Annotated in this window: 18 protein-coding genes; 14 read left to right on the forward strand and 4 right to left on the reverse strand. The window is 71.5% G+C overall.

Going from position 1 to position 26,049, the window contains the following annotated elements; genetic code table 11:
• The first annotated feature begins 199 nt into the window (after nucleotides 1–199).
• Nucleotides 200–1,825, forward strand: coding sequence for an RNA polymerase sigma factor (locus tag QQM67_RS24010; protein WP_314176339.1), 1,626 nt, complete (start codon nucleotides 200–202; stop codon nucleotides 1,823–1,825).
• Between the two features lie 175 nt (nucleotides 1,826–2,000).
• The gene (locus QQM67_RS24015; RefSeq protein ID WP_314176341.1) at nucleotides 2,001–2,843 is read left to right on the forward strand and encodes a S1 family peptidase; all 843 of its coding nucleotides are present in this window, start codon (nucleotides 2,001–2,003) and stop codon (nucleotides 2,841–2,843) included.
• A gap of 257 nt (nucleotides 2,844–3,100) precedes the next feature.
• On the opposite strand, the gene QQM67_RS24020 is transcribed toward QQM67_RS24015, so the two are convergent.
• Complete coding sequence (locus QQM67_RS24020) at nucleotides 3,101–3,328, reverse strand: DUF7455 domain-containing protein (protein WP_314176343.1); 228 nt, start codon at nucleotides 3,326–3,328, stop codon at nucleotides 3,101–3,103.
• A gap of 422 nt (nucleotides 3,329–3,750) precedes the next feature.
• On the opposite strand from QQM67_RS24020, the gene QQM67_RS24025 reads away from it, so the two are divergent.
• The 4 genes from QQM67_RS24025 (at nucleotide 3,751) to QQM67_RS24040 (ending at nucleotide 9,376) form a co-directional block, all read left to right on the forward strand.
• Nucleotides 3,751–5,898: a DNA gyrase/topoisomerase IV subunit B gene (locus tag QQM67_RS24025; protein WP_314176344.1), complete on the forward strand. Its 2,148-nt coding sequence runs from the start codon at nucleotides 3,751–3,753 to the stop codon at nucleotides 5,896–5,898.
• Between the two features lie 208 nt (nucleotides 5,899–6,106).
• Nucleotides 6,107–6,616, forward strand: coding sequence for a DUF485 domain-containing protein (locus QQM67_RS24030; protein ID WP_314176345.1), 510 nt, complete (start codon nucleotides 6,107–6,109; stop codon nucleotides 6,614–6,616).
• Entirely contained in the window at nucleotides 6,613–8,199 is a 1,587-nt protein-coding gene (locus tag QQM67_RS24035) for a solute symporter family protein (RefSeq protein ID WP_314176346.1), read from the forward strand. Before QQM67_RS24030 ends, QQM67_RS24035 begins: the two co-directional genes overlap by 4 nt.
• A 313-nt stretch (nucleotides 8,200–8,512) precedes the next feature.
• Nucleotides 8,513–9,376, forward strand: a complete 864-nt coding sequence (locus QQM67_RS24040) for a glycoside hydrolase family 16 protein (protein WP_314176348.1) — start codon at nucleotides 8,513–8,515, stop codon at nucleotides 9,374–9,376.
• Nucleotides 9,377–9,456: 80 nt separating this feature from the next.
• Here the strand turns inward: QQM67_RS24040 and QQM67_RS24045 are convergent, their stop codons facing one another.
• Entirely contained in the window at nucleotides 9,457–11,148 is a 1,692-nt protein-coding gene (locus tag QQM67_RS24045; RefSeq protein ID WP_314176806.1) for a sensor histidine kinase, read from the reverse strand.
• 517 nt (nucleotides 11,149–11,665) lie between these two features.
• Here QQM67_RS24045 and QQM67_RS24050 point away from each other — a divergent pair.
• Nucleotides 11,666–12,862, forward strand: a complete 1,197-nt coding sequence (locus tag QQM67_RS24050) for a CobW family GTP-binding protein (RefSeq protein ID WP_314176350.1) — start codon at nucleotides 11,666–11,668, stop codon at nucleotides 12,860–12,862.
• A 74-nt stretch (nucleotides 12,863–12,936) separates the two neighbouring features.
• Here QQM67_RS24050 and QQM67_RS24055 read toward each other — a convergent pair whose 3' ends face one another.
• Entirely contained in the window at nucleotides 12,937–15,381 is a 2,445-nt protein-coding gene (locus QQM67_RS24055) for a DNA gyrase/topoisomerase IV subunit A (RefSeq protein WP_314176352.1), read from the reverse strand.
• 298 nt (nucleotides 15,382–15,679) lie between these two features.
• On the opposite strand from QQM67_RS24055, the gene QQM67_RS24060 reads away from it, so the two are divergent.
• The 3 genes from QQM67_RS24060 to QQM67_RS24070 all read left to right on the forward strand — a co-directional run bounded on the left by QQM67_RS24060 (nucleotide 15,680) and on the right by QQM67_RS24070 (nucleotide 19,947).
• A complete protein-coding gene (locus tag QQM67_RS24060) occupies nucleotides 15,680–17,032 on the forward strand; it encodes a M16 family metallopeptidase (RefSeq protein ID WP_314176354.1) in 1,353 nt (450 codons plus the stop codon).
• A 62-nt stretch (nucleotides 17,033–17,094) separates the two neighbouring features.
• Entirely contained in the window at nucleotides 17,095–18,465 is a 1,371-nt protein-coding gene (locus QQM67_RS24065; protein ID WP_314176808.1) for a M16 family metallopeptidase, read from the forward strand.
• A gap of 642 nt (nucleotides 18,466–19,107) precedes the next feature.
• Entirely contained in the window at nucleotides 19,108–19,947 is an 840-nt protein-coding gene (locus tag QQM67_RS24070; protein WP_314176356.1) for a M23 family metallopeptidase, read from the forward strand.
• Between the two features lie 160 nt (nucleotides 19,948–20,107).
• Here QQM67_RS24070 and QQM67_RS24075 read toward each other — a convergent pair whose 3' ends face one another.
• Complete coding sequence (locus tag QQM67_RS24075; RefSeq protein WP_314176358.1) at nucleotides 20,108–20,392, reverse strand: HPr family phosphocarrier protein; 285 nt, start codon at nucleotides 20,390–20,392, stop codon at nucleotides 20,108–20,110.
• Nucleotides 20,393–20,531: 139 nt separating this feature from the next.
• Here QQM67_RS24075 and QQM67_RS24080 point away from each other — a divergent pair, with 139 nt between their 5' ends.
• The 4 genes from QQM67_RS24080 to QQM67_RS24095 all read left to right on the forward strand — a co-directional run bounded on the left by QQM67_RS24080 (nucleotide 20,532) and on the right by QQM67_RS24095 (nucleotide 26,031).
• A complete protein-coding gene (locus tag QQM67_RS24080; protein ID WP_314176360.1) occupies nucleotides 20,532–23,453 on the forward strand; it encodes a bifunctional acetate--CoA ligase family protein/GNAT family N-acetyltransferase in 2,922 nt (973 codons plus the stop codon).
• A 28-nt stretch (nucleotides 23,454–23,481) separates the two neighbouring features.
• Nucleotides 23,482–24,066 (forward strand): DUF5998 family protein, encoded by a 585-nt coding sequence (locus tag QQM67_RS24085; RefSeq protein ID WP_314176362.1) that lies wholly within the window; start codon nucleotides 23,482–23,484, stop codon nucleotides 24,064–24,066.
• Nucleotides 24,066–25,268 carry an alkaline phosphatase family protein gene (locus QQM67_RS24090; protein ID WP_314176364.1) on the forward strand — a complete coding sequence of 401 codons (1,203 nt, stop codon included), beginning with the start codon at nucleotides 24,066–24,068 and terminating at the stop codon, nucleotides 25,266–25,268. Before QQM67_RS24085 ends, QQM67_RS24090 begins: the two co-directional genes overlap by 1 nt.
• A gap of 94 nt (nucleotides 25,269–25,362) precedes the next feature.
• Nucleotides 25,363–26,031 carry a thymidine kinase gene (locus QQM67_RS24095; RefSeq protein ID WP_314176366.1) on the forward strand — a complete coding sequence of 223 codons (669 nt, stop codon included), beginning with the start codon at nucleotides 25,363–25,365 and terminating at the stop codon, nucleotides 26,029–26,031.
• Nucleotides 26,032–26,049 lie beyond the last annotated feature (18 nt).

Raw genomic sequence — 26,049 nt, forward strand, 5'->3', positions numbered from 1 at the left:
CGGGAAGGGTGTGACCCGGGCCACGTGCATAGCCCGTAACGCTTCGCGTCACAGCGCGATGACTCAATAGGTGACAGCCGAGGAGGGAATACGGAACCCGGAGCCCGGCGCTCGTACAGGCGCTGTATTCCTCCACAGCTCAGCCCGCGCCGTCGGTCCATCCCCACCGGCGGTTTGCCGTTTCCATCGTTCCGAGAGGTTGTTCGTGTCGGCCAGCACATCCCGTACGCTCCCTGCGGAGATCGCCGAATCCGAATCTGTGGTGGCGCTCATCGAGCGGGGAAAGGCTGAGGGGCAGATCGGCGGCGACGACGTGCGTCGGGCCTTCGAGGCTGACCAGATTCCGCCAACCCAGTGGAAGAACGTACTGCGCAGCCTCAACCAGATCCTCGACGAGGAGGGTGTGACGCTGATGGTGAGTGCCGCAGAGGCCCCCAAGCGCACCCGTAAGAGCGTCGCGGCCAAGGCCCCCGCAAAGCGCACCGCCACGAAGACGGTTCCGGCCAGGTCCGCTGCCGCCAAGAAGGCGGCCGGCAAGACCGAGGCGGCTCCCGCTGAGGCCGATGTCGTAGCAGCGGAGGAGACCGTCGACATGGACGCCGTCGAAGTGGCCGCCGCCGAGTTGGCCGCCGAGCCGGTCAAGAAGGCCGTCGCCAAGAAGGCCACCGCCAAGAAGACCGCCAAGAAGGCGGCGGCGAAGAAAGCCGCTCCCAAGAAGACCGCCACCAAGAAATCCGTCGTCGACGAGATCCTCGAGGACGCCGACGAGCCGACCGAGGAGGCACCGGGCAAACCCGCGAACAAGCCCGGCGCCGACGACGGCCCCACGGCCGAGGTCAAGAACGAGAACGAGGGCTTCGTTCTCTCCGACGACGACGAGGACGACGCACCGGCGCAGCAGGTCGCCGCCGCCGGCGCCACCGCCGACCCCGTCAAGGACTACCTCAAGCAGATCGGCAAGGTTCCCCTCCTCAACGCCGAGCAGGAGGTGGAGCTCGCCAAGCGGATCGAGGCCGGCCTCTTCGCCGAGGACAAGCTCGCCGCCGCCGACAAGCTCGCACCCAAACTCAAGCGCGAGCTGGAGATCATCGCCGAGGACGGCCGCCGCGCGAAGAACCACCTGCTGGAGGCCAACCTCCGGCTCGTGGTCTCCCTGGCCAAGCGCTACACCGGCCGCGGCATGCTCTTCCTCGACCTGATCCAGGAGGGCAACCTCGGTCTCATCCGCGCCGTCGAGAAGTTCGACTACACCAAGGGCTACAAGTTCTCGACGTACGCGACGTGGTGGATCCGTCAGGCCATCACGCGCGCGATGGCCGACCAGGCGCGCACCATCCGTATCCCGGTGCACATGGTCGAGGTCATCAACAAACTCGCGCGGGTCCAGCGCCAGATGCTCCAGGACCTGGGCCGCGAGCCCTCGCCCGAGGAGCTGGCCAAGGAGCTGGACATGACGCCGGAGAAGGTCGTCGAGGTCCAGAAGTACGGCCGTGAGCCGATCTCTCTGCACACGCCCCTCGGCGAAGACGGCGACAGCGAATTCGGCGACCTCATCGAGGACTCGGAAGCCGTCGTCCCCGCCGACGCGGTCAGCTTCACGCTTCTCCAGGAGCAGCTGCACTCGGTTCTGGACACGCTCAGCGAGCGCGAGGCGGGCGTGGTCTCGATGCGTTTCGGCCTGACGGACGGTCAGCCCAAGACCCTCGACGAGATCGGCAAGGTCTACGGCGTCACGCGTGAGCGGATCCGGCAGATCGAGTCGAAGACGATGTCGAAGCTGCGGCACCCCTCCCGCTCCCAGGTCCTGCGCGACTACCTGGACTGACGGCGGGCGGCGGGCGGCGCGGCCGTCCGCATACGGCAGGGGCCGGCGACCCTACCAAGGGTCACCGGCCCCTGCCGTATGTGTGCATGGCCCCTCAGGATGCGGAGGTGCTCCATCCGGATCACTCTTGATGGTCCGAAGGCCCTTCCCGAGGCCGCCACCGCCAGGAGGCTGTATGCGTCCGCTGCGTGCACTCCCACTGCCTTCGCTGATATCCGCGCTGCTCGGCGCCCTGCTGGCGCTGCTGCTCGCGCCGCCGGCGCACGCGTCCCAGGTGCGGGACAGGGTCGTGGTCGGCGGCCGTCCCGTGGATGCCGCCGACCATCCGTGGGCGGTGGCTCTCGGCAGCCGTGACCGCTTCGGCGACGCCCGCTCAGGGCAGTTCTGCGGGGGCGCGCTCGTGGGCCCTCGTACGGTGATCACGGCGGCGCACTGCCTGAGCCGGGAGGTCCTCGGCGTCGCGCACGGCGAGGTCGACGACCTGCACGCGATATCCGGACGGAACGATCTCGGTACGGGCACCGGGCGCGAGGTGAAGGTGAGCAAGAGGTGGATCAACCCCGCGTACGACACCGCGACGAACTCGGGCGACGTCGCCGTACTCACGCTCGACGAACCCATGCCCGCGAGCGCGACGATCCCGATGGCCGCCGCCGGTGACCGTGGCTACACGCCCGGCACGGCCGCGCAGGTCTACGGCTGGGGCGACAGCAGCGGGAGCGGCGACTACGCGCCCCAACTGCGCGCCGCCGACGTGGACATGCTGAACGACTCGGCCTGTTCCCGCGCGTATCCCAGCGGGTCCGAGGGCGCCTTCGACAAGGCGTCCATGGTGTGCGCGGGGGTCGAGGAGGGCGGCCGCGACGCCTGCCAGGGCGACAGCGGCGGGCCGCTCGTGGCGCACGGACGGGTCGTGGGGCTGGTGTCGTGGGGCGCGGGCTGCGGCGAGCAGGGCAGGCCGGGTGTCTACACCCGCGTCTCGGCCGTGGAGGCGCTCGTCCGCGAGCACAGCGGATGAGGCGGGCGAGGGGAGATGCGGGGAGGTGAGGGAAGTGACGAGCGGGAGTCCGCGGGTCTTGTTCGCTGAGAGCCGAAGCCTGGAGCGGTCCGGTGCGGCAGAGCTCACGAGATGGCCGGGATGGCACGGGCAGCGGGACGGGCGGACCTGGACGTCGAAAGGCGGCCACCCGGTGTCACCGGATGACCGCCCACCGATTCCGGCCCGATGGCCGGTCCGAGCTCGTCGGTTCGGGACGTCTTGTCAGGTCAGGCCGCTCAGTCCTCCCCAGCCTCCGTGCTGGCGGGAGCAGTGAGCTTCTCCGTCTCGTCCTGTATCTCCGCGGCGATCTTCTTGAGCTCCGGCTCGAACTTACGCCCGTGGTGTGCGCAGAACAGCAGCTCTCCACCACTGAGCAGCACGACGCGCAGATAGGCCTGTGCGTTGCAGCGGTCGCAGCGGTCGGCGGCCGTCAACGGAGTCGCGGGGGTCAGAACAGTAGTCACGTCGCCTCTTCTCTAGCTCGACGAGCTGTCGTACCAGGGTCAACATCCAACCAGGTCGAAAACGTTCCCGCTCTCGGCCAATCCTCGAAGATTTCTCCCCGGGGCGGCTGCATGTTGCCGGGTGGCGGCGAATGAGCCGTATTGCGTGGATTGCTTCGTGGTCAGGGTGCTTGGTTGCTGTTGTCCAGTTGTTTGTCTGTGGTGTTCCCGTGTTGAAGGGGACGTGCCCGGAGCCTAAATGGTTCATGCGCCAAAGGGAACGTGATGTGTGCGTCACCCCATCGAGTTATCGAACGTACGAACGAGCACGGGCTAGCATTGTTGCCTTCCTGGGTGGCGCGGCACGCCCTGTCCTGCTGTCTCGGTACCCTCTGACGCGGCAGCCAGCCACCACAAGCAGAATTCAGCGAGGAGCGAACCGCGTGACCGCCGACTCTTCCCTTGCCTCCGGCAGGGGGAACACCAAGCCGTCCACTGCGCTGCTCGCCGGTGCGGACAGAGACGGTGGCACTAATTACACCGCGCGGCACCTGCTCGTCCTGGAGGGGCTCGAAGCGGTGCGCAAGCGCCCGGGCATGTACATCGGCTCCACCGACAGCCGGGGCCTGATGCACTGCCTGTGGGAGATCATCGACAACTCCGTGGACGAGGCGCTGGGCGGGCACTGCGACCGGATCGAGGTCGTCCTCTACGAGGACGGCTCGGTGGAGGTCATCGACAACGGCCGCGGCATCCCGGTCGACGTCGAGCCCAAGACGGGCCTCTCGGGCGTCGAGGTCGTGATGACGAAGCTGCACGCCGGCGGCAAGTTCGGCGGCGGTTCGTACGCGGCCTCGGGCGGTCTGCACGGCGTGGGCGCCTCCATGGTCAACGCGCTCTCCTCGCGGCTGGACATCGAGGTGGACCGCGGCAGCCGTACGCACTCGATCAGCTTCCGCCGCGGCGTTCCCGGGATCTTCACCGAGTCCGGTCCCGACGCCCCGTTCGACCCCGGGAGCGGTCTGCGCAAGGGAAAGAAGCTGCCGAAGGGCCGGACCGGGACGCGTGTGCGCTACTGGGCGGACCGGCAGATCTTTCTCAAGGACGCACGTCTCTCCCTGGAGACGCTGTACGGGCGTGCCCGGCAGACCGCGTTCCTCGTCCCCGGGCTCACGCTGATCGTGCGCGACGAGCGGGGGCTGGACGGACAGGAGACCTCGGAGCAGGTCTTCCGCTACGACGGCGGCATCAGCGAGTTCTGCGAGTACCTGGCACAGGACAAGCCGGTGAGCGACGTGATCCGGCTCCAGGGGAAGGGCCAGTTCAAGGAGACGGTGCCGGTCCTCGACGACCTCGGCCACATGATCCCGACGGAGGTGCAGCGGGAGCTGGGCGTCGACATCGCGCTGCGGTGGGGCACGGGCTACGACAGCACGCTGAAGTCCTTCGTCAACATCATCGCCACCCCCAAGGGCGGCACCCACGTCTCTGGGTTCGAACGCTCTGTGACCAGGACCGTCAACGAGGCGTTGCGCTCCACGAAGATCCTCCGCGTCGCGGAGGACGACATCGCCAAGGACGACGCCCTGGAGGGCCTCACGGCTGTGGTCACCGTGCGGCTGGCGGAGCCGCAGTTCGAGGGGCAGACGAAGGAGGTGCTGGGCACCTCCGCGGCCTCGCGCATCGTCGCGCAGGTCGTGGCCACGGAGCTCAAGGCCTTCCTCACCTCGACCAAGCGGGACGCCAAGCAGCAGGCACGGGCCGTACTGGAGAAGGTCGCCGCGGCCGCCCGTACCCGCATCGCCGCCCGGCAGCACAAGGAGGCTCAGCGGCGGAAGACTGCACTGGAATCCTCGTCGCTGCCCGCCAAGCTGGCCGATTGCCGTAGTGACGACGTCGACCGCAGCGAACTGTTCATCGTCGAGGGGGATTCGGCGCTGGGGACCGCGAAGCTGGCCCGTAACTCCGAATTCCAGGCGCTGCTCCCGATCCGCGGCAAGATCCTCAACGTCCAGAAGTCCTCCGTCTCGGACATGCTGAAGAACGCCGAGTGCGGCTCGATCATCCAGGTGATAGGGGCGGGGTCCGGGCGGACCTTCGACATCGACCAGGCCCGGTACGGCAAGGTCATCTTCCTCGCCGACGCCGACGTGGACGGCGCGCACATCCGCTGCCTGCTGCTGACTCTTTTCCAGCGCTACATGCGGCCCATGGTCGAGGAGGGCCGGGTCTTCTCGGCGGTGCCGCCGCTGCACCGGATCGAGCTGGTCAACCCCAAGAAGGGGCAGCAGAAGTACCTCTACACGTACTCGGACAACGAACTGCGGCAGACGCTGCTGGAGCTGGAGCGCACCAACGTGCGCTACAAGGACTCGATCCAGCGGTACAAGGGCCTCGGGGAGATGGACGCGGGGCAGCTCGCGGAGACCACGATGGACCCCCGCCACCGCACCCTGCGCCGGATCAACATCAGCGATCTGGAGGCGGCGGAGACGGCCTTCGATCTGCTGATGGGAAGCGAGGTCGCGCCCCGCAGGGAGTTCATCAGCTCCTCGGCGGCGACGCTGGACCGCTCGCGGATCGACGTCTGAGAAACCGACGTCTGAGAAACCGACGCCTGAGAGGGGCGGACGCGCTGACCGCTTCCGCCCCTCGCTGTCCGCTCCGCGGCTCTGCCCACGGCTCCGGCGTCACGGTGGCCCGCCGCTGGTCATGGCCCGTAATCCGGTAAGTCACCTGAAGGGGTGAACAGTCCGGGATGCCCCATCCGTGATCTTCTGCGTCTGCCCATCCTTGGGCATGCGCACCGATGATCCCTGGTACGACGACCTGGCCTCCGGCTGGGGCGACCGCTATGCGCCGCCCGCCTGCGCGGCCTCCACCACCACGGCTCCGCGGGGCGGGAGTGCGTACGGCGGCGACGCGCAGGACGTGCGGGACGCGCAGGCCGGTGTCTATCTCGCGGTTCAGCGCAGCGACGCCTTCCAGCAGGTGCGGCGGCGTTACCGGCGCTTCGTCGTGCCCGTCACCGCGGCCTTCCTGGTCTGGTACCTCGCGTACGTCGTCGCCGCCACGGCCGCGCCGGAGCTGATGGCCCGTCCCGTCGCGGGGGTGTTCAACGTCGCCCTGGCCGCCGGCCTCGCGCAGTTCGCCAGCACCTTCCTGCTGACGTGGGCGTACGTGCGCCACGCGCGGCTGCGGCGGGACGAGCTCGCGCTCGAACTGCGCTGGGAGACACAGGACATGGCGCGTGCGCGCGCCGCCGCCCCTGTCGCCGTTCCCCGTAGCGCGTGGGAGAGCGGGCGTTGACCGGCAGCCACCAGACGCTCACGCTGGTGCTCTTCAGCGCCGTCATCGCCGTCACCCTGGCCATCACCACGTGGGCGAGCCGCAGACGCCGGGGCTCCCCCGAGGAGTTCTACGCGGGCGGCCGGCTCTTCAGCCCGATGGAGAACGGGTTCGCCATCGCCGGGGACTACATGTCGGCCGCGTCGTTCCTCGGCATCTCCGGGCTCATCGCCCTGTACGGCTACGACGGGATGCTCTACGCGGTCGGCTTCCTCGTCGCGTGGCTCGTCGTGCTGCTGCTCGTCGCCGAACTCGTGCGCAACTGCGGGCGGTTCACGCTGGCGGACGTCGTGACGGCGCGGCTGCGCGAGCGTCCGGTGCGCATCGCCTCGGGCGTCTCGTCCGTGACCGTCTCGGTGCTCTACCTGGTCGCGCAGATGGTCGGCGCCGGCAGTCTCGTCGCGCTGCTGCTCGGCGGCACCAGCGGGGCGGCGCGGTCCTGGACCGTGATCGGGGTCGGGGCGCTCATGGTCGTGTACGTCTCCTGCGGCGGGATGCGGGCGACCACCTGGATTCAGATCGTGAAGGCGGTGCTGCTGCTGGGCGGCGCCGTCACGCTGACGGTGCTCGTGCTGCTGCGCTTCGGCGGAGATCTGGGGGCGCTGCTGGGCGGTGCCGCCGAACGCAGCGGCCACGGGTGGGACTTCCTCGCCCCCGGGCTGCGCTACGGCGGGGCGTGGACGCACCGGCTGGACTTCATCAGCCTCGGACTCGCACTCGTCCTGGGCACGGCGGGGCTGCCGCACATCCTGTCCCGCTTCTACACGGTGCCCACGGCGCGGGCCGCGCGACGCTCGGTCGTCTGGTCGATCGGGCTGATCGGCGCCTTCTATCTGATGACGATCGTGCTCGGGTTCGGGGCCGCGGCGCTGCTGGGCGGCGGCACCGTACGAGCCTCCGACCCCGCAGGGAACACGGCGGTGCCGCTGCTGTCGCTGGAGCTGGGCGGAGGTGCCGGATCGACGGGCGGACCGGTGCTGTTCGCCGTCGTCGCGGCCGTCGCCTTCGCCACGATCCTCGCCGTCGTCGCCGGGATCACGCTCGCGTCGTCCGCGGCGGTCGCGCACGACCTCTACGCGTCGCTGAGCAGGCGCGGTTCGCGCGGGGAGGTCGGCGTCGCGAGGATCGCGGCGGTCGGGGTCGGTGCCGCGGCGATCGGGCTGGGGCTTCTCGCGCAGCATCTCAACGTCGCCTTCCTGGTGGGTCTGGCGTTCGCCGTCGCCGCCGCGGCCAATCTGCCGGTGCTGCTCTACGCCCTGTTCTGGCGCCGCTTCACCACCAAGGGGGCGGTCTGGTCGGTGTACGGAGGGCTGGTGCCGGCCGTCGTGCTCGTCGCGTTCTCGCCCGTCGTCTCCGGGGCGCCGGGGGCGCTCTTCCCCCAACTCGACTTCGCCGTCTTCCCGTTGGAGAACCCGGGCCTGGTCGCGATTCCGCTGGGGTTCCTCTTCGGCTGGCTCGGGACCGTCACCTCGCGGGAGGTGCCCGACGAGGCCAAGCACGCCGAGACGGAGGTGCGGTCGCTGACCGGTGCGGGCGCGGTGTGACGGCCCGGCGCAAAACGGCGATCTGGGGCCGATCCGGGCGGTGGGCGCAACCGCTTGCGCACACCGTGAAGAGTTAGGTCCAGACCTATTGACATCGATGGCATGAGAGCCGGAGATTGTCTTCAAGAGATGACGGCATGCCTGATCGACGGCCCGCGTCCTGCTCCGGAGTGAACTGCCGTTCCCCCCACAGCCGTTCACCGGAGCGCGGCCCGCCCGTCGGACTGCCGGAGCGCGACCCCGGCCGCCCCCACACGCGACTGGGTCCTTCTGGACCGCCCGTGCGGTCCTCCCCACAGGAAGGCACCGCTCGATGAGACACAGGACTTCCCTGACGGCCGGTCTGCTCGCAGCCGCCGCCCTGGCGACGACCTCGCTGCTGACGGCGTCCGCGGACGCCGCCTCGCCGCCGGCCGCCACCGGACACTCCGCCAAGGCGGCCGAGTTCAAGGACGACTTCGAGGGACCGGCAGGAAGTGCCGTCGACAGCTCCAAGTGGCAACTGGAGACCGGCGACAACGAAAGCAACCACGAGCGCCAGTACTACACGTCCGGCACCGACAACGCCGCGCTGGACGGGAACGGCAACCTCGTCATCACGGCCAAGAAGGAGAACCCGGGCAACTACAACTGCTGGTACGGCTCGTGTGAGTACACCTCCGCCCGCCTCAACACGGCGAGCAAGTTCACCACCACCTACGGGCACGCCGAGGCCCGTATGAAGATCCCCCAAGGCAAGGGCATGTGGCCCGCGTTCTGGATGCTGGGCGACGACATCGGCAGCGCGGGCTGGCCCAACTGCGGTGAGATCGACGTGATGGAGAACATCGGGTCCGAACCGAGCACGGTGCACGGCACGATCCACGGACCCGGGTACTCCGGCGGCGAGGGCATCGGCGCCGGCTACTCCCTCCCGAACGGGGAGAAGTTCGCCGACGGCTTCCACACCTTCGCCGTCGACTGGTCGCCGGAGAAGATCACTTGGTCCGTCGACGGGAACGAGTACGAGACCCGCACCCCCGCCGACCTGGGCGGCGACCGCTGGGTCTTCGACCACCCCTTCTACATGATCCTCAACCTCGCCGTCGGAGGTGACTGGCCGGGCGACCCCGACGGCGGCACCACCTTCCCGCAGCAGCTCGTGGTCGACTACGTCCACGTCACCGGCGGCAACTGACGGCCCGCACCGGCCGTGCCACCAGCCGTCCGGGCCGGCGTTGCCGGGCGCCGGTCCGGACGCCGGCGGGCTCGCCCTGATCAGCCCGCCGGGTGCAGCGCCTGCGGCAGTACGACCGTGAACTCGGCGCCGCCGCAGGCCGCTTCGCCGACCCGCACCGAGCCGCCGTGGCGCTCCGCGAGCCGGCGTACGAGCGCGAGGCCCAGGCCCCGCTGGCGGTGTGCGGGCGGGTCCTTCGTGGACCAGCCCTCCGCGAAGACCAGTTCACGCTGATCGCCGGGGATGCCGGGGCCGCTGTCGGTGACCCGGAGGACGACGACCGTGTCGTCGGCGGAGCAAGCTTCGGGAGCGGGACCGGGACCGGCGGCCCCGGTCGCCTGACCGGTGCCGCTTCCGGCAGCGGTGCCGTCTCCGGAAGCGGTGCCGTTCTCGTCCGGGGAGCCCGCGTCTCCGCCGGTGTCCGCGTCGCCGTCGGTGTGCAGCTCGATCTCCACCGTGGCGTCGGCCGAACCGGCCGCCGCGTCCAGTGCGTTGTCGACGAGATTGCCCAGCACCGTCGCCAACTCGCGCGGGTCGACGAGCCGGTCGGGCAGGCGGGTGTCCGGGGTGAGCCGCAGCGCGACGCCCCGTTCCGCCGCGACCGTCGCCTTCCCCACGAGCAGGGCGGCCAGCAGCGGGTCGTCGACCCGCTCGGCGATCTGCTCCGACGTGGCCCTGTGCACGCCGACGGCCTGGCTGAGGTAGGCGGCGGCCTCCTCGTACTGTCCGAGCTGGAGCAGTCCCAGGAGCAGGTGCATCCTGTTGGCGTGCTCGTGGTCCTGGGCGCGCAGGGCGTCGATCAGGCCGCGCGAACCGTCGAGTTCGCGGCCGAGAAGCTCCAGTTCCGTACGGTCGCGGAAGGTGGCCACCGCGCCGCCGTCCGCCGTGGGCATGCGGTTGGCGACGAGGACCCTGCCGCCGCTGACGGCGAGCAGATCGGCGCCGGTGACGCCGCCGCACAGCACGTCCGCCGTGCGGCCCGGCCCGAGCACCTGCGCCAGCGGACGGCCCGTGTCCTCGGGTCGCAGCTCCAGCAGCCGCTGGGCCTCGTCGTTGACGAGCCTGATCCTGCCGTCGGCGTCGAGCGCGACGACGCCCTCGCGGATGCCGTGCAGCATCGCCTCCCGCTCGTCCAGGAGGGAGGAGATGTCGGAGAAGGCCAGGTCGTGGGTCTGGCGCTGCAAGCGCCGGGAGACGAGCACGGAGGCGAGGACGCCGACGGCGAGAGCCCCGCCCGCGTACGCGAGCAGCTCGGGGACCGCGCCGAGGAACCGGTCGCGCACACCGCCGTACGCGATGCCGACCGAGACCGCGCCGATCACCTGCCCGTGCTCGTCGCGCAGCGGCACCTTGCCGCGGGCGGAGCGGCCCAGCGTGCCCTCGTCGATGTGGCGCACCTCGTGACCGGCGAGTGCGGCGCTGGGGTCGGTGGAGACGTGCCGTCCGATCCGGCGCGGTTCGGGGTGCGACCAGCGGATTCCGCGGGTGTCGAGCACCACGACGTAGCCGGCGCCGGTGGCCTTGCGTATCCGCTCGGCCTGCCGCTGCACGGGGCCGTGGACGGACGGGCCGGAGTCGGTGCCGAGGTGGCGCGCGAACTCCGGCCGTGTCGCGGTCGTCTGGGCGATGGCCAGCGCCCGGTCCATGGCGCGGTCGTCCAGCTCGTCGCTGAGCGGAGCCAGGAAGAGCGCCGTGACCAGGGCGGTCACGCCGGTGGCGATGGCCAGCTGCATCAGCAGCACCTGTGCGAAGACGCGCTGCGGCCACCGGAGGCGGCCCAGCGACGCGGGCAGGCGGCGCAGGGCGGACGGCGTCCGCGGCGGCGGCCCGGGCGTCTCCGGTGATTCCGGTGTCGCCGACCTGGCCGACGTCGTCTGTGCCGTCTGCGCCGGGGTCGGTGGCTTCGGTGAGTCCGGTGGTTCCGGTGGCGCGGACGTCCCGGTGCCGGGTGCGGACCCGGCACCGGCGGGATCCGGGACGGACGCGGGGAGTGGAGCGGTCACGGGCACCTCGGTGCGGTGCGGGAGATATGGGCGGAACGTACGGCGCCGTCACGGCCGGACGGTGCGCGGAGAGCCCGCGTGGAGCGGCGGGCGGGGCGGGAAGGCGGTGCGGGGGAGCGGGAGGGCGGAGCCACGGGGCGGTATGCGAGGACGGTAGCCGGTCCGCGCAGGTGCGCGCTGTGACGTGCGGCATCGCCGCGTACGATCGCAGCCGGCCCGCACCCCGCACACCCTGGAGGAAGCACTCGTGGAGCGACCACGGCGCGTACCCGTCATCGTCCTCGCGGGATTCCTCGGCTCCGGCAAGACCACCCTGCTCAACTACCTGCTGCGGCACAGCGGCGGCACCCGCATCGGCGCGATCGTCAACGACTTCGGCAGCATCGAGATCGACGCCATGACGGTGGCCGGGCAGGCCGACTCGACGGTGCCGCTCGGCGACGGCTGCCTGTGCTGCGCCGTCGACACGAGCGACATGGACGAGGTGCTGGAGCGGCTCGCCCGTCCGTCGGCGGCGATGGACGTGATCATCGTGGAGGCCAGCGGACTCGCCGAGCCCGAGACCCTGATCCGCATGATCCTCGCCTCCGGAAGCGAACACGCCGTCTACGGCGGGCTCGTGGAGGTCGTCGACGGCGCCGAGTTCGAGAGCGTACGGGAGCGCCATCCCGAGCTGGAGCGGCATGTGCGCGCCGCCGACCTCGTGGTGCTGGGCAAGGCGGACCGGGTTGCGGAGCCGGAACTGCGGCGGCTGCGCGAGACCCTGGAGGCCATCGGGCCCGGGACGCCCGTGGTGACGGCGTCACACGGGCGGATCGATCCCGCGTTGCTCTTCGACCCGGCGCACCGGCCGCGCCCGCCCGTCGAACAGCTCTCCTTCGACGCGCTGTTGAGGGAGAGCGCGGAGGACGACGAAGGCGAGGACGCGGACCACTCGGGCCATCTGCACGCGGCGTACGAGAGCGTGGAGTTCACCTCGCGGACGGCCCTGGACCCCAGGCGCTTCCTGGACTTCCTCGACGGCCGTCCGCCCGGCCTCTACCGGATCAAGGGATTCGTCGACTTCGGGGACGCCGACCCCGTGAACAGCTACGCCGTGCACGCGGTCGGCAGGTTCCTCCGCTTCACGCCCTCCCACCGACGGGCGGATCAACCGGACGAACCGGATGAAGGGGTGCCGACGCAGCTCGTGCTGATCGGCGCCGGGATCGACGCAGCGGCGCTGCGGAAGGAGCTGGCGGCATGCGTCGCCGACCCCTCCGAAGCACCGGATCCGCATGCGATGTGGGGCGTGCTTCGCTACGTGGAGACCGGAGCCGACGCCGACGCGGACTTTGATGCCGGAGATCCATACAGCGAAGGCGACGGACCGGACGACCCCGACCCCGACGACCACCCCGACCTCGACGCCCAAGTGCCCGCGGACGACCGCGGATTCACGTAAGCCCCGGGCGCGGAGCCCTGAGCCACGCGCCCGGGCGCGCAGCGCCCGGCCGCCCGGCCGCCCCCGGCCGTTCCCTACACCGGCCCCGCGACCACCGCGACCGGCTTCTTCAGCGGAACCCCGGAACCGTCCCTGCGCGGATCCAGCTCGGGCAGCTCTGCCGGAGCGCCGTTCCGCGAAGCGGCCTTCGCCGGGGCGGCCCCCGCCCACGCCAGCGCCAGTGAGTCCTCGCCCTTCAGGAACCGCTGGCAGCGCACACCGCCCGTCGCGCGGCCCTTCCTCGGGAACTGGTCGAAGGGCGTGAGCTTCGCCGTACTGATCGAGTCGTCCAGCGTGCCGTGCGAGCCGGAGAGCGTGAAGACCACCGCGTCCGCCGCCGGATCGACGGCGGTGAAGGAGATCACCTTCGCGTCGCCCGCCAGCTTGATGCCCGCCATGCCGCCCGCCGCACGCCCCTGCGGCCTGACCTGGCTGGCCGCATAGCGCAGCAGCTGTGCCTCGTCGGTGATGAAGACCAGGTCCTCCTCGCCCGTGCGCAGCTCGGCGGCGCCCACGACGCGGTCGCCCTCGCGGAGCGAGATGACCTCCAACTCCTCCTTGTGCGCTGGATAGTCGGGCACGACCCGCTTCACCACGCCCGCCTCGGTGCCCAGGGCGAGGCCCGGAGACGACTCGTCCAGGGTGGTCAGGCAGACCACGCGCTCGCCGTCCTCAAGCGCCAGGAACTCCGAAATCTGGGCGCCGCCCGCGAGGTTGGGCGCGGTCGCCGACTCCGGGAGCTGCGGCAGGTCGACCACGAGGAGGCGCAGCAGCCGCCCCGCGGAGGTGACGGCGCCGATCTCCCCGCGCGTCGTCGCGGGCACGGCCGAGACGATCACGTCGTGCTTGGCCCGCTTCGCCGCCTGGTCGAAGACGGGCTCGCCGTTGGCCGTACGGGCCAGCAGCCCCGTCGAGGACATCAGGACCCGGCACGGATCGTCCGAGACCTCCAGCGGGACGGACGCGACTGGTGCGCCGGCCGCCTCCAGCAGCTCCGTGCGGCGAGGTGTCGCGTACTTCTTCGCGATCGCGGCGAGTTCGCTGGAGACGAGCTTGCGCAGCTCCGCGTCCGATTCGAGGATCCGTGTCAGCTCCTCGATCTCCGCACGCAGCCGGTCGCGCTCGCTCTCCAGCTCGATCCGGTCGAACTTCGTCAGCCGGCGCAGCGGGGTGTCGAGGATGTACTGCGTCTGTACGTCGCTGAGCCCGAACCGCGCGATGAGCGACTCCTTGGCCTGCGCGGCGTTCTCACTCGACCGGATGATCCTGATGACTTCGTCGATGTCGACGAGCGCCACCAGCAGGCCCTCGACGAGGTGAAGTCTGTCGCGCCGCTTGGTGCGCCGGAACTCGCTGCGCCTGCGCACCACCGTGAACCGGTGGTCGACGTAGACCTCCAGCAGCTCCTTCAGGCCCAGCGTGAGCGGCTGGCCGTCCACCAGCGCCACGTTGTTGATGCCGAAGGACTCCTCCATGGGCGTCAGCTTGAACAGCTGCTCCAGGACGGCCTCCGGGTTGAAGCCGTTCTTCACCTCGATGACCAGGCGCAGCCCGTGAGCGCGGTCGGTGAGGTCCTTCACGTCCGCGATGCCTTGCAGGCGCTTGGAGTTGACCAGGTCCTTGATCTTGGAGATGACCTTCTCCGGGCCCACGGCGAACGGAAGCTCCGTGACGACCAGGCCCTTTCGGCGCGGTGTGACCTGCTCGACGGAGACGGTCGCACGCATCTTGAAGCTGCCGCGGCCGCTCGCGTAGGCGTCCTTGATGCCCTCCGTGCCGACGATCCGCCCGCCTGTGGGCAGATCAGGGCCGGGCACATGGCGCATCAGCGTCTCGAGGTCCGCGCCGGGGTGCTTGATCAAGTGCCGTGCGGCGGCGATGACTTCGCCGAGGTTGTGCGGCGGCATGTTCGTCGCCATGCCGACGGCGATGCCCGAGGAGCCGTTGACGAGCAGGTTCGGATACGCCGCGGGGAGGGCGCTCGGCTCCTGCTCGCTGCCGTCGTAGTTCGCGGCGAAGTCGACCGTGTCCTCGTCGATCGACTCGACCATCAGGCTCGCGGCGGGCGCGGGCCGGCACTCCGTGTACCGCATGGCGGCCGGCGGGTCGTCGTTGCCCAGCGAGCCGAAGTTGCCGTGGCCGTCGACCAGCGGGACCCGCATGCTGAACGGCTGTGCCATGCGCACGAGGGCGTCGTAGATCGCGGAGTCGCCGTGCGGGTGGAGCTTGCCCATCACCTCGCCGACGACCCGGGCGCACTTGACGTGGCTGCGCTCGGGGCGCAGACCCATCTCGTGCATCTGGTAGAGGATGCGCCGCTGCACGGGCTTCAGCCCGTCGCGCGCGTCGGGCAGCGCCCGCGAGTAGATGACCGAGTAGGCGTACTCCAGGTAGGAGCCCTGCATCTCGTCGACGACGTCGATGTCGAGGATGCGCTCCTCGAAATCGTCCGGCTGTGTCTTCGTACTGCGGGGGGCCATCGCGGCTGCGGCTCCTTCTTTGCGTGCCGCACGGGTGGCCCGGGCGCTGTGCCGGGCCGGTGCGGAGGCGGTTCTGACGCGGACCATTGTGGACCGCGGCGCTGACAACCGGCTCCCCGACCCGGCGGTCGGGGACGCCCGTCCGTGCCGTCGCCGTCGCACGGTACGGACAATGGCAGGGTACGAGCCCGGTTCCGGGGCGTACGGTACGGGAACTCCGCACGCTCTCGGCTCGGTTGCATAGGGTGACAGGACCGCTTGCGCACGTACACGCATTTGACGCGATCGAAGGGACTCCATGCCCATGGGCCACACTGCCACGCCCCCGCCGGCCGCCGGCGGGCTGACAGCGACGGAGCACCGGCTGGCCAACGGCCTGCGCGTGGTGCTCTCCGAGGACCATCTCACCCCCGTCGCGGCGGTCTGTCTCTGGTACGACGTCGGCTCCCGCCACGAGGTCGCGGGCCGCACCGGACTCGCCCATCTCTTCGAGCACTTGATGTTCCAGGGCTCCGCGCAGGTGCAGGGGAACGGCCACTTCGAACTCGTGCAGGGCGCGGGCGGCTCGCTCAACGGCTCGACCAGCTTCGAGCGCACGAACTACTACGAGACCATGCCCGCCCACGAGTTGGAGCTCGCGCTCTGGCTGGAGGCCGACCGCATGGGCTCGCTGCTGACGGCCCTGGACGACGAGTCCATGGAGAACCAGCGCGACGTCGTCAAGAACGAGCGCCGCCAGCGCTACGACAACGTGCCGTACGGAACGGCGTTCGAGAAGCTGACCGCCATGGCCTACCCCGACGGCCACCCGTACCACCACACGCCCATCGGCTCGATGGCCGACCTCGACGCGGCGTCCCTGGAGGACGCCCGGGAGTTCTTCCGTACGTACTACGCGCCCAACAACGCCGTGCTGAGCGTCGTCGGGGACATCGACCCGGAGCAGACGCTCGCCTGGATCGAGAAGTACTTCGGCTCGGTCCCCGGGCACGAGGGCAAGCGGCCGCCGCGCGACGGCACCCTGCCGGAGGTCATCGGCGGGCAGATGCGCGAGGTCGTCGAGGAGGAGGTGCCCTCGCGTGCGGTGATGGCCGCCTACCGGCTGCCGCACGACGGCACCCGCGAGTGCGACGCCGCGGACCTGGCGCTGACCGCGCTGGGCGGCGGCGAGTCCTCGCGCCTCAACAAGCGCCTCGTACGGCGCGACCGGCTCGCGGTGGGCGCCGGGTTCGGGCTGTTGCGCCTCGCGGGTGCGCCGTCGCTGGGCTGGCTGGACGTCAAGGCGTCCGGCGGCGTCGAGGTCGCCGACATCGAGGCGGCGATCGACGACGAGCTGCGGCGCTTCGCCGAGGAGGGCCCCTCGCCGGAGGAGATGGAGCGCGCCCAGGCCCAGTTGGAGCGCGAGTGGCTCGACCGGCTGGCCACCGTCGGCGGCCGCGCCGACGAACTCTGCCGCTACGCCGTGCTGTTCGGCGATCCGCAGCTCGCGCTGAGCGCGGTGCAGCGTGTCCTGGACGTCACAGCCGACGAGGTGCGCGCGGTGGCCGCCGCGCGGCTGCGCCCCGACAACCGTGCGGTGCTCGTCTACGAGCCCACCGAACCGGCCGCCGCCGACGACGAGAACGACGAGACCGAGGAGTCCGGCCAGTGAGCGACGCCCCGAACCAGCAAGAGACCGCCGCGGCAGGCACATCACAGGCACAGGGCAAGCAGATGGAGTTCCACCCGCAGCCGCGCGGCGGCCAGCCGAAGCCGTGGGCCTTCCCCGCGCCGGAGCGCGGCGTGCTCGGCAACGACCTCACGGTGCTGCGGTGCCACCGTCCCGGCCAGCAGATCGTCGCCGTCGAAGTCACGCTCCAGGCACCGCTGGACGCCGAGCCGGCGGGCCTCGACGGCGTCGCGACGATCATGGCGCGCGCGTTCTCGGAGGGCACCGACAAGCTCGACGCCGAGGCGTTCGCCGACGAGTTGGAGAGCTGCGGCGCCTCCCTCGACGCGTACGCGGACCACGCGGCCGTACGCGTCTCGCTGGAGGTGCCCGCCTCCCGGCTGCGCAAGGCCCTCGGCCTGCTCGCCGACGCGCTGCGCGCCCCCGCGTTCCCCGAGAGCGAGGTCGAACGCCTCGTCGGCAACCGCCTGGACGAGATCCCGCACGAGCTCGCCAACCCGACCCGGCGCGCGGCCAAGGAGCTCGCGAAGGAGCTGTATCCGGCCTCCGCGCGCATGTCCCGGCCGCGGCAGGGCACCGAGGAGACGGTCGCCCGTATCGACGCGGCCGCGGTGCGCGCCTTCTACGACGCGCACGTACGGCCCGCGACGGCCACCGCCGTCGTCGTCGGCGACCTCGACGGCGTCGACCTGGACGCGATCCTGGCCGACACCCTCGGCGCGTGGACTGGCTCGACGGCGCGGCCGCGCAAGGCCCCGCCCATCACCGCGGACGACACCGGGCGCGTGGTGATCGTCGACCGTCCCGGCGCGGTGCAGACGCAGCTGCTGATCGGGCGCATCGGGCCCGACAGGCACGACCGCGTCTGGCCCGCCCAAGTCCTCGGCACCTACTGTCTGGGCGGCACCCTCACCTCGCGCCTCGACCGGGTGCTGCGCGAGGAGAAGGGCTACACCTACGGGGTGCGCGCGTTCGGGCAGGTCCTGCGCTCCACCGCGGAGGGCACGGGCGCCGCGCTGCTCGCCGTCTCGGGCTCGGTCGCGACCGACGTCACGGGCCCCGCCCTCGCCGACCTGTGGAACGTGCTGCGCACCCTGGCCGCCGAGGGCCTCACGGACGACGAGCGCGACGTCGCCGTGCAGAACCTGGTGGGCGTCGCACCGCTGAAGTACGAGACGGCCGCCGCCGTGGCCGACACCCTCGCGGAGCAGGTCGAGCAGCAACTCCCGGACGACTACCAGGCGAACGTCTACGCGGAGCTGGCCCGTACGGGCACGGTCGAGGCGACGGCCGCGGTCGTGAACGCCTTCCCTCCGGACCGGCTGGTCACGGTGCTCGTCGGCGACGCGTCCCAGATCGCCGACCCCGTACGGGAGTTGGAGATCGGCGAGGTCAAGGTGGTGACCGGCGGCTGAGAGGCCGCACGACCGATCCACCGCCCGCACGAGAGAAGTGCGGGCATCGGCGGCCCCGTTCACCGCGAGGGTGAACCGGGGCCGCTGCCGTGTGGGGTGCCGTGAGGTGCCCGCTGCGCACCGTTCGAGGCCCGCGGGCGGGCCGTATGCCCGGATTATGTCCCTAATCGACCCATGCGCCCTGGTCCGTTGTGTGGGCTGCGCGACAAAACACGGGTTTGGTTTGGCCGTTGGCAGATGTCCCGTTTAGCGTCGATCCGGCTGTTCGTCAGAAGTGACCGCGACCGCGGCCGACGTTCGGCTTCGCCGAGTCTCCCGTACGACGACGTACACGTGGGAGAGCCGGGGGCCCTTCCCTCGCGGCGCCGCAACGGCGCAGAGGGGCCCCTCCCAGTCCGGACCGGAGACGGTACGGCGGGGGAGGGGGTGGGGTGAATCGGTCCGCACCGCCCAGCGGACCGTAGGAGACCTTCCTGCTCCGAACCGACTGGGGGCCCCTCCCGCCGGATTCCCGTACGGATCCCGCCGGGGATTCCGCCGCGTTCGCGCGCGGAGTCCCGAGTGCGGCATGCCCGCGCGGAGTCACACAGGCAGGAGGCAGACCCGGTAGGCGAGAAGGAGGGAAAGGAGTCACGCCGCCCCATGGCGTTCATTCGTGCCACCGGGACGCACCGCCGTACCCGCCCCGTGCGCCGCCGCGCGAAGGCCGCAGGCATAGCGGGCCTGACCGTCGGCGTCGTCGGATCGCTCGCGACCCCCGCCCTGGCCGCGACCGGCCGGCAGGCGCAGACCGCGAACAGCGCGTCGGCCGCCCACGAGACCGTTCGCGAGGCCGTCGACCGGACCGCCCAAGAGTCCGGTCACGAGGCCGCACCCGGGACCGGCCTCAGACGCGCGGTCGGCTTCGGCGACTCGATCGCCGACACCCTCGGCGACCAGGCCCTGCGCCAGGAGGCCGCCGCCGCCCAGGCCAGAGCCGCGAAGAAGGCCGAGCGCAGGGCCGCCGCCGTGAAGGCGAAGCGCGAGCGTGAGGCGAGGGAGAAGGCCGCGAGGGCCGCCGAGCGCGCGAGGCTCAACGCCTACGTCGCCCCGGTGAAGGACCCCTCGATCTCCACCTCGTACCGGTCCTCCGGCGGACTGTGGTCCTCCGGAACCCACACCGGCATCGACTTCCACGCGGACGAGGGCACCGAGGTGCGCGCCGTCGCGTCCGGCGAGGTCGTCGAGGCGGGCAGCGACGGCTCGTTCGGCAACGCCGTCGTCATCAAGCACCGCGACGGTACGTACACGCAGTACGGCCATCTGTCCTCGATCAGCGTCTCGTCCGGGCAGCGCGTCAAGTCCGGCCAGAAGATCGCGCTGTCGGGCTCCACCGGCAACACCACAGGCCCGCATCTGCACTTCGAGGCCCGCACGAGCCCCGAATACGGTTCGGACATGGACCCGGTGGCCTACCTCCGCAAGCACGGCGTGAACCTCTGACGCCCGGGCGGCGGCCCGTTGGCCGCCGCGCGTAAGACATCACGGCACGAAGCCCCCGGCCGCCGAGGAGCGGTCGGGGGCTTCGTCGCGCTTGCTGCTTCACAGGCCCGACTGGGGGCGCTGTACGGAGAGTGGCCGGTGCTATCCGCGTAGAGAGCGGTCAGACGGTCTCGGGCAGTTCCTCCAGGCCCTCGGAGACCAGCGTGGCCAGACGCTCGAGCGCGCCCTCCGCGTCCACCGCGTCGGACGCCAGCACGATCTCCTCGCCCGCCTCGGCACCCAGGCCCAGCACCCCGAGCATGGAGGCCGCGTTGACCGGAGTGCCGTCGTCCCCCTTCTTGACCGTGACGGGGACGCCGGCAGCAGCCGCCGCGCGGCAGAAGATCGAGGCGGGACGGGCGTGCAAACCCTCGGCCCACCCGACGGTGACGCGGCGCTCTACCATGGTTGTTGCCCTTCGGATCGTGCTTGCTCCGGCCGGGGACAAGTCTCGCATGCCTCTCCTGGCAGACGGCCGCACCCCCTTGACGTGCGCTGTCGGATGTCCGGGTCCAGGGCCGCCGGACGGCCTTACCCTGAGTCCCATGCGTACCCCTCGGGAGCGTGCGTATCCGGCGCACTGGGAGGCCGACGTGGTGCTCCGTGACGGCGGCACCGCGCTCATCAGGCCCATCACCGCGGACGATGCCGGGCGGCTCGTCGAGTTCTACGAACGTGTATCCGACGAGTCGAAGTATTACCGCTTCTTCGCTCCTTATCCACGGCTCTCCGACCGTGACGTACGTCGCTTCACACACCACGACTACGTCGACAGGGTCGGCCTCGCCGCGACCATCGGCGGCGAGTTCATCGCCACCGTCCGCTACGACCGGGTCGACGGCAGCGGACGCGCGACCACGAGCTCCGCGGGCCAGGAGGACTCCGCACAGGCGGAGGTGGCCTTTCTCGTACGCGACGACCAGCAGGGCCGCGGCGTCGCGTCCGCCCTCCTCGAGCACATCGCCGCCGTAGCCCGCGAGCGCGGCATCGAGCGCTTCATCGCCGAAGTGCTCCCCGCCAACACCAAGATGATCAAAGTGTTCACGGACGCGGGCTACTCGCAGCACCGCAGCTTCGAGGACGGCTCCGTCCATCTCACCTTCGACCTCGAACCCACCGAGCGCTCCCGCGCCGTCATGAGCGCACGCGAACAGCGCGCCGAGGGCCGCTCCGTGGAGCGGCTGCTCGCACCCGGTTCGGTCGCGGTGATCGGTGCGAGCCGCTCGCCGCGCGGCGCCGGGCGCAGGGTCCTGGAGAGCCTGCGCGAGGGCGGGTTCACGGGCCGGGTGTACGCGGTCAACCGCGAGCTTCCCGAGGGGGGAAGCGAACTCGGCGGCGTGCCGGCGCACCGTTCCGTGAAGGACGTGCCCGAGAGCCTCGACCTGGCGGTCGTGGCCGTCCCCGCAAGCCAGGTGCACGCACTCGCGCGCGAGTGCGGGGAGGCGGGAGTGCGGGGACTCGTCGTGCTCACCGCCGACTTCGGCCGCGACGAGCAGCGCGAACTCGTGCGGCTCGCCCGCTCGTACGGCACCCGCGTCGTCGGTCCGAACGCCTTCGGGCTGATGAACACCGCGCCGGACGTACGGCTCAACGCCACGCTCTCGCCCGAGATGCCGGCGCGGGGGAGGGCCGGCCTGTTCACTCAGTCCGGCGCCATCGGGATCGCCCTGCTGGCCGGTCTCCACCAGCGCGGGATCGGGCTGTCCAGCTTCGTCTCCGCGGGCAACCGCGCGGACGTCTCCGGCAACGACGTCCTCCAGCACTGGGACGACGATCCCGACACCGACGTCACGCTGCTCTACCTCGAATCGATCGGCAATCCCCGGAAATTCACCCGGCTCGCCAGGCGCATCGCCGCCCGGAAGCCGGTCGTCGTGGTCAAGGGCGCCCGGCACAGCGGCAGCGCACCGCCCGCGGGGCACGCCGCCCCGGTCTCCCGTACGCCGGTCGCGACCGTCACGACGCTGCTCCGGCAGGCGGGCGTCGTCATGGTCGACACCGTCACCGAACTCCTCGACGCGGGCGCCCTCCTCGTCTCCCAGCCGCTTCCCGCGGGCCCGCGCACGGCCATCCTCGGCAACGCCGAGTCCCTCGGGCTGCTCTCGTACGACGCCGCGCTCGCCGGCGAGCTGCGGCCGCAGCCGGTGCGCGTCCTCGGCGCCTCGGCGACGCCCGGGGAGTACCGGAACGCGCTGCGCGACGCGCTGGAGGACCCGGAGACGGACGCCGTGGTCGTCACCGTGATCCCCCGGGTCGGCGAGACCCCGGCGGCCGAGCTGGCCGACGCGCTGCGCGAGGCCTCGGAGGGCGCGGACAAGCCCGTCACGGTCGTGCAGCTCGCGATCGAGGGCCTGGAGGCGGCCCTCGCCGAGCGCGGCATCCCCTCCTATCCCGCACCGGAGCGCGCGGTGCGGGCGCTCTCGGAGGCGGCGCGGTACGCGCACTGGCGCCGCGAGGCGGAAGCCCCGGGCCGGGTACCGGAGTTCGAGGCCGACGAGGCCGCCGCCTCCGCGCTGCTGGAGCGTGCGGCGGCGGAGGCGGCGCGGGGTGCGGACGCCGCCGGAGCCACCGTCGCGGGCGAGCCGGGCGAGCCGGGCGAGCCGGGCGAGGCCGGCGGACCCGGCGGGCTGACATCGGGCGTGGCCGGGGCCCCTCGCGCGGCGGAAGCGCCAGGTGCGGCCCAGGCTGCCGGTGCGGCCGAGCCCTCCTCCGTACCCCTGGCCGGCCACCGCGAGGCCCGTCCCACCACCGTCGCGGCCACCACCGTGGAGCGGAGGCGCAGCGTCACCCTCGGCGCCGACGACGCCGCGGCCGTCCTCGCCTGCTACGGCGTCGCCGTGCAGCCCACCAGCCCCGCCTACTCCGCGGACGAGGCCGCCGCCGCGGCACGCGGCCTCGGCTACCCCGTCGCGCTCAAGACCACGGCCCCGCATCTGCGCCACCGCGCCGACCTGGGCGGCGTACGCCTCGACATCTCCTCCGAGACGGAGCTCCGACGCGCCTACGCGGAGCTCACGGACGCCTTCGGGGAGCCCGCCGAGCTGCGCCCCGTCGTGCAGGCCATGGCACCGCGCGGCGTCGACACCGTCATCAGGGCCGCGGTCGATCCGTCGATCGGGGCGGTGCTCTCCTTCGGCCTCGCGGGGACTCCGTCCGAACTGCTCGAAGACGTGGCGCACCGGCTCGTCCCGGTCACCGACAAGGAGGCCGCGGAACTGGTCCGTGCGATCCGCAGCGCCCCGATACTCTTCGGCTGGCGCGGTGCACAGCCCGTGGACATCGCGTCGCTCGAGGACCTGCTGCTGCGGGTCTCCCGGCTCCTGCACGACCATCCCGAGATCGTCGCCGTCGACCTGGAGCCCGTCGTCGTCGCCCCGCGCGGCCGTACGGTGCTCGGCGCGACCGTCCGGGTCGCCGAGCCCTCGCCGGAGACCGACCTGGGCCGCCGCAGCCTGCCCGCTTACTGAGAGTCCACGGGCCCGTAGGATGGCCCGCATGGCGAAGACCGGTACGACGACGCAGGGGCTGCGTGAGGCGATCGAGCGCAGCGGCTATTACCCCACCCTCGTGGCGGAGGCCGTCGAGGCGGCGGTCGGCGGCGAGCCCGTCGCTTCCTACCTCGTACACCAGGAGACGACGTTCGACTCCAACGAGGTGCGCCGCCATGTCACGGTCCTCGTCCTCACCGGGACGCGTTTCCTCGTCAGCCACACCGACGAGCAGCCCGCGGACGGCACCTCGTCGTCCCCCTACGCGACGACGTCCACGGAGTCCGTGAAGATCCAGCGCATCTCGTCCGTCGTGCTCTCCCGCGTCGTCGCCGATCCGGAGTCCTACACACCCGGCACGCTGCCCCGCGAGGTCGTCCTCACCATCGGCTGGGGCGCCGTCTCCCGTCTCGACATGGAGCCGGCCACCTGCGGAGACCCCAACTGCGAGGCGGACCACGGCTATACGGGCTCCTCCACCGCCGACGACCTCTCGCTCCGCGTCAGCGAGGCCGCCGACGGGCCGGACACCGTCCGGCAGACCCTCGCGTTCGCGCAGGCGCTCTCAGAGGCGACGGTGACCCCTTCCTGATGGCACAGGCCGCCACCGAGAACCCGCGGGAACCGATGCCGCTGGATCCGCGCACCGCGCCGGTGCCGCGCTACGGGCAGGCGTCGCTGTCGGATCTGCTGCCCGCCGTCGTCACCGCACAGGGCCTGGAGGATCCGGGCGGCCTGCGGACCGGCCTTCGTCTCGAACCGGCCGACCGCGCCTGCGTGTTCCTCGTCGACGGCCTCGGCTGGGAGGCGCTGCGGGCCCACCCGGAGGAGGCCCCGTTCCTCACCTCTCTGCTGCACACCTCTCTCGGCGGCACGGGCACGCCCCTGACCGCCGGTTTCCCCTCCACCACGGCGACTTCGCTGGCCTCCGTCGGCACGGGCCTGCCTCCCGGCGTGCACGGCCTGCCCGGATACACGGCCCTCGACCCGGACACCGGGCAGCTGATGAACCAGCTGCGCTGGCAGCCCTGGACGGATCCGCAGGCGTGGCAGCCGTACCCGACCGTCTTCCAGCTCGCCGACGCCGCCGGGATCACCGCGAGCCAGGTCTCCGCACCGCACTTCGAGCAGACGCCGCTGACGCGCATCGCCCTGTCGGGGGGCACGTTCTACGGCGTGCTCAGTGCCGAGGACCGCATGGACCAGGCCGCCGCGCGGCTCGCCGCCGCGGACCGCACGCTCGTCTACACGTACTACGCCGAACTCGACGGCCACGGCCACCGGTACGGGCTCGACTCCGACGCCTGGCGCGGCCAGCTCATGTACGTCGACAGGCTCGCCCAGCGGCTCGCCGAGCAACTCCCGCCCCGCTCCGCCCTGTACATCACCGCCGACCACGGCATGGTCGACGTGCCGCTCACCCCGCAGGCGCGCTTCGACGTCGACGAGGACTGGGAGTTGAGCGCCGGCCTCGCCCAACTCGGCGGCGAGGGCCGGATGCGCCATCTCTACGCCGTGCCCGGAGCCGCGCGGGACGTGGCGTCGGTCTGGCGCGAGGTGCTCGCCGGTCACGCGTGGGTGGCGACCCGCGAAGAGGCCGTCGCCCTGGGGTGGTTCGGGCCGCGCATCGACGCCCGGGTGCACGCCCGCATCGGTGACGTGGTGGCGGCGATGAGCGGGGACGCCGCCGTGGTGGCCACCGAGCGGGAGCCCAAGGAGTCCGCGCTCATCGGCATGCACGGCTCCGCCACCTCCGCCGAACAGCTCGTCCCGCTCCTCGAAGTCCGTACGTAGCCACAGCCGTAGCCGCCCGCGGGCCGCCGGCCCCGGCGGTACGAGGCGCAACGGCCCACGCCCTGCCCGCCCGCTCAGAAAGGCCGACATCTCCATGCCAGAGCTGGTGTTCTTCTCCGGAACCATGGACTGCGGCAAGTCGACCCTCGCTCTCCAGATCGAGCACAACCGCTCCACCCGCGGCCTCCAGGGGATGATCTTCACGCGCAACGACCGCGCGGGGGAGGGGAGACTCTCGTCCCGGCTCGGACTGGTCACCGACGCCGTCGAGGCGAGGGACGGCTTCGACTTCCACGCGCACCTCGTGAAGCATCTGACGGCGGGCGGCCGCGCGGACTACGTGATCGTGGACGAGGCGCAGTTCCTCACGCCCGATCAGATCGACCAACTGGCGCGCATCGTCGATGACTTGGGGATGGACGTCTTCGCGTTCGGCATCGCGACGGACTTCCGCACCAGGCTCTTCCCCGGCTCGCAGCGGCTGATGGAACTGGCCGACCGCATCGAGGTGTTGCAGGTCGAGGCGTTGTGCTGGTGCGGGGCACGGGCCACGCACAACGCCCGTACCGTCGGCGGCAAGATGGTCGTCGAGGGTGCGCAGGTCGTCGTCGGCGACGTGGGCGGGCCGACGGGCGAGGTCGGCTACGAGGTGCTGTGCCGCCGGCACCACCGGCGCCGTCTGACCTCGGCGACGGCGCGGGCGGGGGCGCTCTCCCCGGACGTACTGCCCATCGACGCCCCCGCCACGCCGCACGTCACCTGAGACCTCTCCGGTCGGCAA

The sequence above is a fragment of the Streptomyces winkii genome (genome assembly GCF_032248595.1).
GTDB classification, from domain to species: Bacteria; Actinomycetota; Actinomycetes; order Streptomycetales; family Streptomycetaceae; genus Streptomyces; species Streptomyces winkii.